Here is a 15,476-nt window from a genome sequence, read left to right as displayed (position 1 = left end):
TGCGTGCGCGTGCAGTTGAGGCCGACATGATGGCGATGCCCCGCACCCTTCCGCGCTACGAGCTGCGCGCTCGTCGCCACGGACTGGGCGATACCGAGCTGGAGATCTGGCAGTTGCCCTCGGCCGCCACCCCGCACATCTCGATTCCGCTGCGGCTTGCCGGCCTGCGCGGCCGCAACCTCGACCTGGTCGAGCACCGGGTTCTAAAGAGGCTGAAGGAAGCGGGGATCAGGATCGACATCCTGCCCATCGAGGGAATGGGATCTCCCATCGCCGAGGACGCCGCCCTGCGTCTGGCCCTCCTGTTCCGAACGCTGGCACCGATGCGCAGCCGCGAAGCAATGCGCCTCGTCGCCGACGGGATCGAGACGATGGGACGCGAGGAAGCGGCCTACTGGCTCGGCATGGCGGTACACCGCAAGAACCCGCGTCGTGTCCTCACCGCGCTGCGCATCATCATGACCGATCCGAAGAAGAGCTGAGTGATGACCGATACGCGCCTTATCGAGCGTTGGCTCCCAATCGCAGCCTTGAGCGAAGAAAGTGTCCGCGAGCGTCGGTCCATGACGGCGTTGCCTCCGATCAATTATCTGCACGTTTGGTGGGCCAGGAGGCCCTTGGTCGCATCACGCGCCGCGGTAATGGCATCGCTGTTGCCGGCATCTGCCGACCGCGCAACCTTCATGCAAATTCTTGGTATCCATGGAGACCCAGTAGCTTCACGCCAGAAAATCGATATCGCAAAGCGTTCTGGAATTCGTTTCGAGGGACAAGCATACACCTACGACAGAGCGTTTTCTTACAATCCGACACAGAAAGATCGCCGATGGCTGCTGGAGCAGATCGGCGAGGAACAGATCTGCGTTCTGGATGCTACGGCGGGTGGCGGCAGCATTCCTTTCGAAGCGCAACGTTTGGGATTCCAAGTGTTTGCGAACGACCTTAATCCTGTAGCTGCAACGATCCTGGCAGCGACGATTTCATACCCACCTAAATTTGGAGCCGATTTATCTGATGACTTTGACAAGGTATCCAATGTTTTCGTCTCAAAGAGAGAGGAGGTTTTGCGGAAATACTATCCTATAGAGCCTGAGGCAGATTGCGTCCCAACAAATTACCTTTGGGCCAGGACTATCAAATGTCCATATTGCAGCGGACTAGTGCCCTTGTCGCCCAATTGGCGACTGGGTCCTGGAGGCGTCGGCATTCGTCTTGTGCCCCAATGTGAAGCAGTTGGAAGCAAGGATGCCCGCGTCTGCAAATTTGAAATTGTCTACGCGGAAGATGAGCAATCGGGCGGGACGATATCCGGAGGGGACGCCAGCTGCCCCTTCTCCGATTGCGGACGGATTATCGATGGCGATCTTGTTAAGCAGCAGGCGGCGGCCGGAGAGATGAGCGAGCAGCTATTTGCGATCGCCTTCAAGCGCAAAGTGTCGGCACGATCAAAATCTGGAAAGCTGAAAATCTTGTTCGAAAGGGGCTACAGAACTCCCGAAGATTCCGACGACCAGAACGACCGGATTGCCAGCGTCCTCAAGGAAAGAATGCCGGACTGGGAGCTGATGGACACGGTTCCCACCGAGGAAATTGACGAAGTTTCTAACTATGACCGTGGTCATCGTATGTATGGCATCAATACATGGAGGGAATTTTTTAACAACAGACAGCTACTAGGACATTGCTTTTCTACCGAAATATATAGGGAAATGGTTGAGGCTGACCGCGCAGCTGGCCGTCTCAACGATTTGCGTCGGGCATCATACATATATTTAGCGTTTAGCTTAGACAAGCTGCGCGATTATAATTCACGGCAGACACGCTGGATCACGCAACGTGAGGCAACAGCTAATACGTTTGATAGCCACAATTTTGCGATGAGATGGACTTATACAGAGATGGCCATCATGATCGATGGCGTAGGGTTTGACTGGGCCGTAAAACAGACAGCCAAATGCATACGGGAATTAATCGAACTTGATAGCGGTTCTGGCGAGAATGCTGGCACATTGTTCGAAGATAAGCAGCACATCAAGGCTGCGGAGAGTGTCATAACGTGTAAGGCTGGAGATAGCCTTTCTCACGTAAAAAGCGCGTCTGTCGATGCCGTGGTGATGGATCCTCCATACGGCGCGAATGTCATGTATGCGGAGTTGTCGGATTTCTTCTACGTTTGGCTGAAGCGGACAGCAGGCCTTGTCGCGCCAGAGCTATTCACTCGGCGTTTAACCGATAAACAATCCGAAGCAGTCGCCAATAAGGCTAACTTCAAGGGGCAGAAGGGCGCCGACACGCTCGCAAACCGCGATTATCAAGACAAGATGTCTTCTATATTCGCTGAGTGCAGGCGCGTCCTAAAGATCAACGGCATCATGACCGTCATGTTCACGCATAAGGACTCCAGTGCATGGGATGCCCTCACGAAAGGACTAATTGAAGCTGGTTTCGTGATCACTGCATCGTGGCCCATCAACACAGAGGCAGAGGGCTCGCTGCACATCAAAAACAAGGCGGCCGCGAACTCGACTGTTTTCTTGGTTTGCCGCCCTCGGCCCGAGCAGCAAAACGGCGATGTGACCTACTGGGAAGACGTTGAGCCACTGGTGGCCAAAGCCGTCCGGACCCGTGTCGAGGAATTCCAGAAGGCCGGCATAGGCGGCGTCGATCTGTATCTCGCGTCCTTCGGTCCAGCTCTTGAGGAATTCTCGCGCCACTGGCCCCTAAAGAGGGGCACGCCGCGGCCTGAGACGGCCGCTAAGAAACGACGCAAACAGGCCGAGCTATTCGAGGAGGAGTTCGACCCGTATGCCGTGACGCCCGAGGACGCGCTGGATGCCGCGCGTCGCGAGGTGAAAACTTGGCGGCTCAACCAGCTGACGCATACCAAGGGTCGTGCCGATCTGGATGCCAGCTCGTCCTGGTTCGTCTTGGCCTGGGACGCTTTCAAGGCGCCGGTCTTTGCCTACGACGAGGGCTTGCGGCTGGCCCGCGCTGTCGGTGCGGATCTGGACAGCATGATTGGGCGCCTCTGCGAGAAGAAGGGGTCCGATCTCAAGCTGTGGGACAGCGCGATTCGCGCGGCCAAGGGTGCACTCGGCCCCGCGGATGGATCGAGGGGCATGATCGACGTCCTGCATCACGTTGCCCACAAAGCTCATGAGCAGTCGCTGGAAGCCGCCCTGCAGTTCTTGAAGGATCAGCGCCTGGACGGCGACCCGGCATTCCTGAACGCATTCGAGGCTGTCCTGGAGGTACTACCCCCGTCGAAGGCTTTCCTGGGGTTCGATGTGGCTTCCGGCGATGCGAAGGCCGCATCCGACGACTTCGATGCGTTGGAGAAGCTTCGCAGGCTCGCCTTCAGCGAAAAGATCGACCAGCCGAAGCAGCTCGACCTATTCGCGCAGGAAGCCGAGGTTGCCGCGTGAGCCTGCTTCGCGACACCGCCTGGCGGCTCAAGTACACGCCTGACGATGGCCATCTCGTCAGCATGTTCTACGTGCCTGCCCTGCGGAGCGCGACGCGGTATGATCGGCTGACCGGCTACTTCACGGCCCCGGCGCTGGCCTTGGCAGCCCGGGGCATCGAGGGCCTCGTCCTGAACGGCGGCAAGATGCGCATTTGCGTCGGCTGCACGTTGAACGAGCCCGAGGTCCAGGCGATCGAGAAGGGCACTTCGATCCGCCAGGCGGTCGAGGAACGTCTGCTGGCATCGCCGCTGGCCACGGATGACGCGCGAACCGCGGATGCCCTGGAGCTGCTGGCATGGATGATCGCGCACGGGCATCTGGAGGTGAAGGTTTCCATCCCCTGTGACGAGCATCGCAGGCCGATCGCCGCCGAAGTGATCTTCCATGAGAAGTCGGGCGTCATCGAGGACAAAACCGGCGACCGCATCGCGTTCGCCGGTAGCATCAACGAGACCCTCCAGGGTTGGACGCGCAACTGGGAGAGCTTCTCCGTTTTCACCTCCTGGGGTGATCAGGCTCGGGTCGACCTTGAAGAAGCGGGATTCGCGAAGGTTTGGGCGAACCAGGCCAAGAGCACGTTGACCTTGGATGTCAGCGCGGCCGTGAAGGCGAACCTGCTCCAGTTTCTTCCGGACCCCGATAAGATCCCTGAGCGATTGAAGGACGCCGCCGCGGCCCCAGGCACGAAGCCGGCATCCGACGAGCCCGCAGCCGACGCCGTCGATCCCGTTGCCGTCACCATCACCCCACAGCCGCCCGACGACGAGCGCGCCGCGCTTTGGCACCGCATCGCCACCGCCGCCCGAGAACCCATCGGCGGCGATCGGGTCGGCGAGGCAACCTCGAACGTCGTGCCGTGGCCGCATCAGGTCCGCGCCTTCGACAGGCTCTACGGCCAGTGGCCGCCGAAGTTGCTAATTGCCGACGAGGTCGGACTGGGCAAGACCATCCAGGCTGGCCTGCTACTGCGTCAGGCCTGGCTCGCCGGCCGCGCGCAGCGCATGCTGGTCCTGGCGCCGAAATCGGTCTGCAAGCAATGGCAGATCGAGCTTCGCGAGAAGTTCAACCTCGATTGGCCGATCTATGACGGCCAGAAGCTTTGTTGGCTGAAGACGCCGGGCCGCCCCGCCGGATTGGAGCGAGACGTCTCGCGCGCCGATTGGCACCAGGAGCCGTTCGTCATCATGTCGAGCCATCTCGCACGACGCCGCGAGAGGCAGCCTGAGCTTTTGGCTGCAGCGGAGCCATGGGATCTCGTCATTGTCGACGAGGCGCATCACGCGCGTAGGAAGGGAGCAGGCACCCAGCAAGAGGGCGGCCCCAACACGCTGCTCCGGCTTCTGCGCGGCCTGAAGGAGCGGACCCAAGGGCTGGTGCTGCTAACTGCAACCCCGATGCAAGTCCACCCCGTCGAGCTCTGGGATCTGCTCGACCTTCTGGGCCTTCCACCGGGATGGACCGCCGATGCCTTCGAGCGCTTCTTCCGCGAAGCTGCGCACGACCACCTGCCCAACGACCGGCTCGAATGGCTGGCGAGGCTGTTCCGTGCGAACGAGGCGCACTACGGGCCCATGGACAAGGCGGACGCGCAGCGATGGACGAAGCTCGGGTCGCTTCGGACGCGCAAGATCCTCGACGCTCTTCGGGACAAGGCTGCAATCCCGCGCAAGAATCTGAGCCCCGACGATCGCAAGGCGGCGGCGATCCTGATCCGACGCGCGACGCCTGTGCGTGCGCTGGTCTCCAGGCACACCCGCGAGCTGCTCCGCGCCTACCACCGCGCCGGCAAGCTCTCGACGCCGGTGGCGACCCGGCAGGTCGAGGATCGCTTCATCGCCCTGTCCCACGAAGAGGCCCATCTCTACCGCCGCGTCGAGGATTACATCTCGACCATCTACAACCGCGCCTCGTCGGAGGAGCGGAACGCAGTCGGCTTCGTCATGACGATCTATCGGCGCCGATTGGCGTCCAGTTTCCTCGCCCTCAGGAAGACGCTGGAGGGGCGGCGGTTACGGATCTCGGGTTCCTCGGCGCATGGCGACGAGCTCCGGCTGGAAGAGGACCTGGCTGATCAGATCGATGCCGGCGAGGATGTCGACATTGATACGGCCGAGGCGGACGAGACGCAGGCCCTGGTAGTCGAAGAGACGGACGAGATCGCCGCGTTGATCGAGGAGATCGCGCGCCTGCCCGTCGATTCTAAAGCGCGTCGTCTCGTCGCCGAGCTCGATGACCTCCGAAACTCCGGCTACCCGCAGGCGATCGTGTTCACCCAGTTCACCGACACAATGGATTTCTTGCGCGAGCATCTCGCGGGCGAGACCGACAGGTCCGTCATCTGCTTCTCCGGCCGAGGCGGCGAGGTTCGCTCGCCGGACGGCAGCTGGAAAGTGATTTCCCGCGAGGAGGTCAAGAAGCGCTTCAGGGAAGGTCGCGCTGAGATCCTCGTCTGCACGGACGCCGCCGCCGAGGGGCTCAACTTCCAGTTTTGCGGGGCACTGATCAATTACGATATGCCGTGGAACCCGATGCGCGTCGAACAACGCATCGGCCGCATCGATCGCCTTGGGCAGCGGTTCGCCGACATCCGTATCGTCAACCTCCACTACAGCGACACGGTCGAAGCTGACGTCTACGCCGCTTTGCGCGAGCGCATCGATCTCTTCACCAGCGTCGTAGGCGGTCTCCAGCCGATCTTGGCCCGCCTGCCCAAGATCATCGAGACGTCGGTTCTGGTGAGAGGCACGGCCGGTCGTGACGAGGCCGTCCGGTCCGTTGAGGTCTCGATCGCGGATGCGCAGTCGAGTTTTATCAACTTGGACGACTTCTCGGACGACGAGCTCGATCTGCCGCCACGTGCGGACCCGGCGATCACGCTAGCCGATCTCAAGGCCATCCTCGACAGGCCGATCCTGTTGCCGCCCGGCGCAGACGCGAAGCCGCTCGACGCGAGCGACTACCGCTACCTCGACGGCGAGATGCCTTACCCCATTCGGGTAACCGTGGATCCGCAGTTCTTCGAGTCCCATTCCGACAGCGTGGAGTTCTGGACGCCGGGCAGCCCGGCATTCCCCCGTCTAGACTATGCGTCGGAGTTGCGATGAGTGCGGCAAAGATCAAGGCTGGAGAGCATTACCACTCGTTGATGCGCTTGCGGGCGATGTTTGGGTAGGCGCGGGCAATGGGCCATCAGCCCAAGACAGCAAGCGCCCAGCTCATTTCGGAATTTCGCCGGTGGCGCCTCAGACATCACGGGTTCCGTGACCGGATAGACGTCTTCCATGAACGGTATTCGCCATCGGACAGGTTTTGGACAGGGTTCTTTTCTTGATATCCGATAGACCATATTGACGATCAAGGCCCACTAACACCCGCATCTTGGTTGGGCCTGTCGATCGGATATCAGGTCGAGCAAATAACCACCAGGTCAACATCCACAGTCTGACGCAGATAGGTTGCTGCGGACCCCAGCACGATCGCTTGGTCCTCGGTTACGCTGGAACATTTTACGCCCGGCTGTACGATGATGATCTCAAGTTCGAGTGGCTTCATGCGGGTCGCTTTCGCGATTTCGGTTAGCCGCGGCAGCGAGCCTTTCACGAAGCGATTACGGCTCGCGCTTCCGCTTCCCGAAAGCTTGGCCCGTGCAATCATGTGTCGGTGAAGTCGCTCGAAGCTGCCGCGCCAGGCAGCTGATCGGACAGCTTGCGAGGCGACTTCGACAACGTCCTTCACGCGCTCCCCGGGATCTGGCTTGCCCGAGAATTTGCAGTGGACCAGGACTAGACGGATGTTGTCGGACGTTTCCTTGAGGCAGATGAGGTCGGCGGCTTCGCCAGCGTCATCGTCGTTGAAGACGATCTGAAACCCATCGCTGGCGTAGTGGGCGGCCACTTTCGACTGCACCGAGCGCGGACGTTCGACACCGTTCTTCCAGGTGGATTCGACACGGATATCGACGCCCCGCCAATCCCAGGCTTGCAACTGCCGTTCCTCGATGCGGGCGGGCGTCGCGGCGTTCTGCTCGAACAGCAGGTCGCCCTCCAGCTCCTTGAGGCTCACGTAGCGTACCAACAACGGATAGTCGTACAAATATTCGGTCAGAACCCTGTCCATTTTGCCGTGTTTGATGCGAATGCGCTCAGGGCCGACGAAGCGGTAGCCGCGGTCGGCATCGAGTTCCAACAAGAACGGGTCATCCAGTTTGCCGCAGGCTGAGACGAGTCGAAATGCGATGCGGGTGCGAGTCGACGATGCGGGATCGTGCTGCCATTCGCAGTGTGCCATCGGCACTCCGGCGGCATCGTCCTTGACCAGCATGATCCGCTCGTCGGAGGTCTTCAGCAACTCGGTGGGCCAATCGACGGAGAGGATCTGCTCGTCGGGAAACTCGTTTTCGATTTCAGTGGGGACCAAGAGGTTTTGTAGGATCTGATCGACATCGATCGTCGGATCGAGCAGCTTGCGGCCCACCGGCTTGCACCATTTCATCCATTGAGGAATGGTTCCCTGGGACTTCGACCAGACGCGGCCCTTTGCGGAGCAGCCGGGCGCCACGACGGCTCCGCCTTCCCATCCGCGACCGTCGAGATTCGACTTCGTCGCGTTCGCGGTTTCCACCTGGGTCAGCGCCTGCCTCACATCGGCGCCGGTATACATGGCGAAGCTCATGTTGCGCCGCCCATACTTTCTCAGGCCAATATTGTTGAATATGAGCCTGTTGATCCCTCCCAACGAGCGGAAGACTTGTTCGCCATAGATCCGCTCACTTGCACCAACCGCCTTCGCCAAGGTTTCGTGCAAGCTGTCCTTGTCCGACGAATTGACGTGCAGGAGCCCCGCCTCGGCGTCGTGGAACAGCACGTAGAGATCCCACTGGCGATCCGCGATCTTCTTGCTGCGGGTCCAGCGCGTCCGATCCTCTCGGCGGGTCACGAAATACAGTAGGGACGCAGGCTCGTTGTACCAGGCCGCGTGGACAAAGGTGTTGTCCGGCAACGCTTCGTGGAATGCCTTGGGCCGAAAGGTTTGGCACCTATACGCGATCGTGCTGAATTTCGGCCTGAGCAGGCTTTTGGAGATGCGCAAGCCTTCCAGGTTCTCCTCCGGTATGAAGTCGGTGGAGTTTCGCAGGAATTCGATTAACTCGGCGTGCTCGCGCGCCGCGTTTGAGCTCGCCTCGCTGAGCAGCTGGTTCCAGTCCGCGCTCTCGCTGTAAAGCCGTTCGAGCTTCGCGGAGACCTTTGGATCCGCAATGTTCGCGACCACCGTCGCATCACCGATGCGGTCGCCGGAGCTTCGCGTGAACCGACCGGTGAACTGGAGCAGGACAGGAAGACTTTTGTGAAGGTCGTGCAGCACGGCGATCTTGAGCTCTGGCAGGTCGAAACCCTCTCCGAGCATGTTGACGCAGACAACGATGCGGCTTCGGCCCGACCGAAGCTCGTCGAGCAGCCGAGAAACCTCGGCCTCCGGCATGTCCGAGTGGACCAGGATTGGATTCAGATCGGGTGCTAAGCGCTGATATAGGTCAAGCAGATGAGTGCCCTTGGGGATGCGAGCGCATCTGGCCATGAGGAGATGGTTGCGGTCCGCATCAAGGTCGCTCCTCAACGCCTGCAGGGCCTCATAGGCCATCTCCTCGTCGGCCTTCTCGGCATCGATCTGGAAGATCGACACGAACTTGATGGGCTTGAAGTAGCCATCCTTCTGGGCGGCGGCCAACGGGTAGCCGAAAATCACCCGGCCATCGACGAGCTTGCCGTCCTGGCGGAATGGCGTCGCGGTAAACTGAACCACTCGATGGTTCTTGAAATGCTTCCGGAAGGCGCTCCACGTGTCGGCGGCGACATGATGCGCCTCATCGACGAAGAGAGTGCCGATCAGCGCCGCCATATCGGGAAGCAGCGACGCGCTCGTGGACTTGGCGATGGAGGCCATAACGCCGATTACGACGTTGCATCCCCGGAAAAGCTCCAGGTCGTCCTTGGTCTTGGGCTCTTTCAGGACAATTCCGACGATAGGATTGTGCATGTCCTCATTGACCAGCCCGAGCTTCCGCAACAGGCCGAGGGTTTCGAATTTCCGCGCGGTCTGCCACCGGAGCGCGTCCGAGGGAACGCCGACGAGGGTCGGGCCGCGACGGTAGTTCACGACCGTGCAGATCATCGTCTCGGTCTTGCCGGTGCCGGTCGGCATGACAACCGTCGCCGGTTCCGTCGCGAAGATGCTCCAATGCGCGCCGATTGCGTGCAAGGCTCCTATCTGAGGTGGCCGTAGACCCTCGTCGCTTGGAGCGACGCGGCCGTTCTCGTCCGCGATCTCGGTCTTAAAGCGGAACCCTTCGCGCCAGGACTTTTCGATGTCAGCTGCAACGTCCAAAGGGGTGGCCTTGAAGCGGGCTTCGAAATCATCGAGCCGCCGATGCGCCTGCCACCGCGCCCGCCGGCCCGGCTCCTCGATCAGCACGCCGGTGATGTCTGCCGGAATGCTAGATAGCTTCTTGTCGACGACGGCGATGACATCGCCGTTCAAAAGATGGTGCAGGGGCGCTGTGCGCTTCGAGGAAATGCGACGCGAAGAAACACGCTTGACGGGATGATCGCCGGCGGGAGCCAATAGGCAGAAGCGCATTCCGACGCGCAGCCGTTCTACGAAGCGCAACTCCGGGAGATGCAACAGCCGAAGCGGTTCCGGCGCTACTGGCGGCTGCGCTGGTTCGGCGACGACGGTCGCCTCGCTCCAATCAAAGAGGTCGCCAAGTTTCATCCTCGCCATCCCTTCGAAGTGTGTCGCTCTGCAACCGACGAGCTGTCCCTGCCTCTCTCTGATCTCGTTTTGTTCGTCTCGCCATACCGGCGGCGGGTTAAGGCCCGCCGCCGGATCTATCGCGGCCATCTCCATTTGAGATGGTGATTTGCGGAAGTCGAAGCTCAAAAAAGGGGAACTTCGCCTCTCATTTCATTCACAACGACGCATGCGGTTCTACGAGCACCCGGTCGTTGAACCGCAGGTGTTGCACTTCAGGCAGGTTCCGTTCCGGACCAGCGTGAAGTTGCCGCACTCACCGCAGCTATCCCCGACATAGCCCTTCATGATCGCCTCGGCGCGACGCTCCGATGCCGAGGGCTGGGCAGCAGGAGCTGCGAAGCCGAGCTTGGCCATCTCGGCCTCGCCATACTCCTCGGGCTCGTCCTTCAGCGCCGTGGCGCCGACGCTCGCGAAGGCGGTGACGTTCGAGACCGAACGCGCCACCGTCTCGAGAGGGGCCGGCGCGCCGGCTCCGCCCTGGATCGCGTGGAAGTTCATCGGCTTGCCACGGCGGAAGCCGGTCGAGGCGAGGGGGGTCGAAGTGATCGGCGCGATCACGTCCGGCGCCTTGTCCTGGCCGACGCCGCCGCCGATCACGTCATGGCCGATCTCGCTCGGGTCGATATGGGCGAGGTCGTGCCGGCCGAGATAGGAGATCGCGAGCTCGCGGAAGACATAGTCGAGGATCGAGGTCGCGTTCTTGATCGACTGGTTGCCCTGCACGAAGCCCGAGGGCTCGAAGCGCGTGAAGGTGAAGGCCTCGACATATTCCTCCAGCGGCACGCCGTATTGCAGACCGAGCGAGACCGCGATGGCGAAGTTGTTCATCATCGCGCGGAAGGCGGCGCCCTCCTTGTGCATGTCGATGAAGATCTCACCGAGACGGCCATCGGCGTATTCGCCGGTGTGGACATAGACCTTGTGGCCGCCGACGACCGCCTTCTGGATGTAGCCGGTGCGGCGGGCGGGCATCTTCTCGCGCTCGCGGACCACCTTCTCGACGATGCGCTCGACGATCTTCTCGGCGACCTGCGTGGCCCGTGCCGCCATCGGAGCCGCGACCAGCGCCTCGACCGCATCATCCTCGTCGTCCTCGTCGGAGATGAGGGCGGAGTTCAGCGGCTGCGAGAGCTTGGAGCCGTCGCGGTAGAGGGCGTTCGCCTTCAGCGCCAGCTTCCAGGAGAGCATGTAGGCGCTCTTGCAGTCCTCGACGGTGGCGTCGTTGGGCATGTTGATGGTCTTCGAGATCGCGCCCGAGATGAAGGGCTGCGCCGCCGCCATCATGCGGATATGGCTCTCGACCGAGAGATAGCGCTTGCCGATACGCCCGCAGGGATTGGCGCAGTCGAAGACGTTGTAGTGCTCGGTCTTGAGGTGCGGCGCCCCTTCCAGCGTCATCGCACCGCAGACATGGACATTGGCGGCCTCGATTTCGGCCTTCGAGAAGCCGAGGAAGGGCAGCAGCTCGAACGACATGTCGTTGAGCTTCTCGGCCGGGACCTTCAGCGTGCCGGTGAGAAAATCCTCGCCCAGTGTCCACTTGTTGAAGACGAACTTGATGTCGAAGGCGGCCTTCAGGTCCTTCTCGATCGCGTCGATCTTCTCCTGGGTGAAGCCCTTGGCCCGCAGCGAGCCATGGTTGACGCCGGGCGCCTGGGCCAGCGAGCCATGGCCGACCGCATAGGCCTCGATCTCGGCGATGTCGCTCTCGCGGTAGCCGAGCGCCCGCAGCGCATCCGGCACGGCGCCGTTGATGATCTTGAAGTAGCCGCCGCCGGCGAGCTTCTTGAACTTCACCAGCGCGAAGTCGGGCTCGATGCCGGTGGTGTCGCAATCCATGACGAGGCCGATCGTGCCGGTCGGCGCGATCACCGTCGCCTGGGCGTTGCGGTAGCCGTGCTTCTCGCCGAGCTCGAGCGCATGGTCCCAGGCGAGGCGGGCGCGCTCCGACATCTCCGTCGCGGAGCCGCCGAGGCGGGCGAGGGTGCCATGGTCGAGCGGGACCGGCGTCACCTCGAGCCCCTCATAGCCCGAGGCCAGACCGTGGGCCGCGGTCCTGTGGTTGCGGATGACACGCAGCATATGGGCCGCGTTCTTCTTGTAGCCGGGGAAGGGGCCCAGCTCGCCCGCCATCTCGGCCGAGGTCGCATAGGAGACGCCGGTCATGATCGCGGTGAGGGCACCGGCGAGCGCGCGGCCCTCGTCGCTGTCGTAGCCGAGGCCCATGGTCATCAGCAGGCCGCCGATATTGGCGTAGCCCAGGCCGAGCGTGCGGTACTCGTAGGAGAGTTCTGCGATCTCCTTCGACGGGAACTGCGCCATCGTCACCGAGATCTCGAGCACGACGGTCCAGAGCCGGCAGAGATGCTCATAGGCCGCGACGTCGAATTCCTTGGTCTCACGGTCATAGAACTGCAGCAGGTTGGCGGAGGCCAGATTGCAGGCCGTGTCGTCTAGGAACATGTACTCCGAGCAGGGGTTGGACGCGCGGATGCGGCCCGATGCCTTGCAGGTGTGCCAGTCGTTCATCGTGGTGTTGAAGTGCAGGCCCGGATCGGCCGAGGCCCAGGCGGCGTGGCCGATCTTCTCCCAGAGATCGCGCGCCTTCAGCGTCTTGGTGACCTTGCCGGTGGTGCGGCCGACGAGGTTCCAGTCGCCATCGTTCTCGACCGCGCGCAGGAAGTCGTCGGTCAACGAGACCGAGTTGTTCGAGTTCTGGCCGGAAACGGTGAGATAGGCCTCCGAATCCCAGTCGGTGTCATAGGTGTCGAAGGCGATGTCCTTGTAGCCCTGGCGGGCGAACTGGATCACGCGCTTGATGTAGTTGTCCGGCACCAGCGCCTTGCGGGCGAGCTTGATCTCGCGCTTCAGGGCCGGGTTCTTCTCGGGGTCGAAGCAGCTGTCGCCTTCCCCCTCGCAGTTCACGCAGGCCTTGAGCACGGCCTTCATGTGCTTCTGGACGGTCTTGGAGCCGGTCACGAGGGCCGCGACTTTCTGCTCCTCCTTCACCTTCCAGTCGATATAGGTCTCGATATCCGGGTGGTCGACATCGACCACGACCATCTTGGCGGCGCGGCGCGTCGTGCCGCCCGACTTGATGGCGCCGGCCGCGCGGTCGCCGATCTTGAGGAAGGACATCAGGCCGGACGAACGGCCGCCGCCGGCGAGCTTCTCGCCTTCGCCGCGCAGCATCGAGAAGTTCGAGCCGGTGCCGGAGCCGTACTTGAACAGGCGGGCTTCACGGACCCAGAGGTCCATGATGCCGCCCTCGTTGACGAGGTCGTCCTGCACGCCCTGGATGAAGCAGGCATGCGGCTGGGGATGCTCGTAGCTCGACTTCGACTTCACCAGCTTGCCGGTCTTGAAGTCGACGTAGAAATGGCCCTGGCCGGGGCCGTCGATGCCATAGGCCCAGTGCAGGCCGGTGTTGAACCATTGCGGCGAGTTCGGCGCGACGCGCTGGGTCGCGAGCATGAAGCGCAGCTCGTCATGGAACGCGGCGGCGTCCGCCTCGGAGGTGAAGTAGCCGCCCTTCCAGCCCCAATAGGTCCAGCAGCCGGCGAGGCGGTCGAAGACCTGCTTGGAGGAAATCTCGGATCCGTAGCGCTCGCCCTCGGGCAGCTTGGCCAGCGCCGCCTCGTCAGGCACCGAGCGCCAGAGGAAGGAGGGGACGTCGTTCTCCTCGACCTTCTTCATGCGCGCCGGCACGCCGGCCTTGCGGAAATACTTCTGCGCGAGCACGTCGCTGGCGACCTGCGACCAAGCCTCCGGCACCTCGATGCCTTCCAGCCGGAACACGATCGAACCGTCGGGATTGCGGATCTCGCTGACCGCCGATCGGAAGGGAATCGCGGCGTAAGGCGACTGGCCGGCTGAGGTATAGCGGCGCTCGATGCGCATGATCCGTCATTCCCTAATGCTTGGCGCGGGCGGATGCCTCGCGCGGCCGGTTGATCACCGGCTCCTGATGTCAGTCCAACTCGGTTTAATGCCCTGTGGGTCCTCTGCGGTGTCGCCCCGCTTGCAGGCCCGGACGCGTCCAGAATGCACGCGCAATCCCGTTCGCTCCCGCGTTGTCGGCGGATGCGGCGGCAGGCCCGTAAGCACTCTGGAGAACTAGCTTCGCAGTCTTCCAGAGGGAGTGCCGCCGGCCGTCATGCGATGGTCAAAATCTAGTCCCGACATACACGTCACGTCAAGGAATAGTGCGAGCCGCACCCTGTGGACACGACATCTGGTGGGTAGGTGTGGGTTGTGGGGATAAGTTTCAAGGCACTCGCTAAGCCTTGGGAATCGCGGAAGGATTCGAAACTTGCTGCAAGTTTGCCACAATCTCCGGCCGAATAAATCCCTCAAATGCCGAAAGACGTGGTTAACCGTTTGTCACCAGGCCATGGTTGGCAACCGACGCTGAAGGCTGCGTCTGCACCGGCGCTATCAAGTGCTTGAAAGCACGCTGGTTGACGCAGCCGAGGACGTGGCGGCTCCTGTCCCGAATCGAGGCCGAATCGTGGCGATTTGGTTTCCGGAGTCGACGCAATGCACCGCCAGCCGCGAACCTGGCCTTAGGGGCTGCCATGGCATTGTCGCCACGATCCTGGACAAGGGACGTCAGCCATGCACCGCCTCGTCCTTGCCGCACCGGTCCTGCTGGCGGCCTGCGCTCCGGCCGCGGAGCCGCTGACGCCCGCTTTCTCCGGCTGGTGGCGACCTGTGGACAGCCGGTTCGGTTGCGAATCCCGGGCGTTCCGCTTTGACCGGACCAGCATCCAGCTGCGCCGCGACGCCCGCATGATCACAACATTCGACATCGTCGATGCGAGCGTCGAGCAGAATGACATGCGGTTGACGCTGCGCGTCGCGAATGAGGCCGCCGTCCTGGCTGCGATGGAGACGGGCAAGCAGGCGATGCGGACCGAGCTGCCCAAGACGGAGATCGTCATCAGCCTGCAGCGGTCGGGCGGTCGCCTGCTGCCCAGCAACGTCCTGATCCGCGAGGATGGTCCGCGCGGCCTGCGCGCGCCCCGCCGCGGTGAAGACGCCGCCATGCGCAAGGTCTTTACCATGACGGCTTGCCAGATCTGAGCCGGGCGTGGGGGCAGGGCATTGGAGGGCGCGCATGGACGGCTCTGGTGGCGCCACGGCGTCTGCGGGCTGGACAGCGCGGCCACGCCTCTTCATAAGTCCCGCAGACAAACC

General features: G+C 62.1%; 6 protein-coding genes. 4 read left to right on the top strand and 2 right to left on the bottom strand.

Going from position 1 to position 15,476, the window contains the following annotated elements:
- Nucleotides 1–26: 26 nt before the first annotated feature.
- The 3 genes from VGN82_RS12250 (at nucleotide 27) to VGN82_RS12240 (ending at nucleotide 6,571) form a co-directional block, all read left to right on the top strand.
- Nucleotides 27–482, top strand: a complete 456-nt coding sequence (locus tag VGN82_RS12250) for a DUF7680 family protein (protein ID WP_327527287.1) — start codon at nucleotides 27–29, stop codon at nucleotides 480–482.
- A gap of 3 nt (nucleotides 483–485) precedes the next feature.
- Complete coding sequence (locus VGN82_RS12245) at nucleotides 486–3,425, top strand: DUF1156 domain-containing protein (RefSeq protein WP_327527286.1); 2,940 nt, start codon at nucleotides 486–488, stop codon at nucleotides 3,423–3,425.
- 185 nt (nucleotides 3,426–3,610) lie between these two features.
- A complete protein-coding gene (locus VGN82_RS12240; protein ID WP_327527285.1) occupies nucleotides 3,611–6,571 on the top strand; it encodes a DEAD/DEAH box helicase in 2,961 nt (986 codons plus the stop codon).
- Between the two features lie 298 nt (nucleotides 6,572–6,869).
- Here the strand turns inward: VGN82_RS12240 and VGN82_RS12235 are convergent, their stop codons facing one another.
- Both VGN82_RS12235 and VGN82_RS12230 read right to left on the bottom strand, forming a co-directional pair.
- Nucleotides 6,870–10,235, bottom strand: a complete 3,366-nt coding sequence (locus tag VGN82_RS12235; RefSeq protein WP_327527284.1) for a DEAD/DEAH box helicase — start codon at nucleotides 10,233–10,235, stop codon at nucleotides 6,870–6,872.
- 216 nt (nucleotides 10,236–10,451) lie between these two features.
- On the bottom strand, nucleotides 10,452–14,177 hold the full coding sequence (locus VGN82_RS12230; protein ID WP_327527283.1) for a vitamin B12-dependent ribonucleotide reductase: 3,726 nt from the start codon (nucleotides 14,175–14,177) through the stop codon (nucleotides 10,452–10,454).
- A gap of 717 nt (nucleotides 14,178–14,894) precedes the next feature.
- Between VGN82_RS12230 and VGN82_RS12225 the strand changes: the two genes are divergently transcribed.
- Entirely contained in the window at nucleotides 14,895–15,362 is a 468-nt protein-coding gene (locus tag VGN82_RS12225) for a hypothetical protein (RefSeq protein ID WP_327527282.1), read from the top strand.
- Nucleotides 15,363–15,476 lie beyond the last annotated feature (114 nt).

The organism is Allobosea sp. (assembly GCF_035999205.1).
In the GTDB taxonomy this organism is placed as follows: domain Bacteria; phylum Pseudomonadota; class Alphaproteobacteria; order Rhizobiales; family Beijerinckiaceae; genus Allobosea.
Note: the sequence above shows the minus strand (reverse complement) of the source record. Positions and strands in the feature narration are given on the sequence as shown.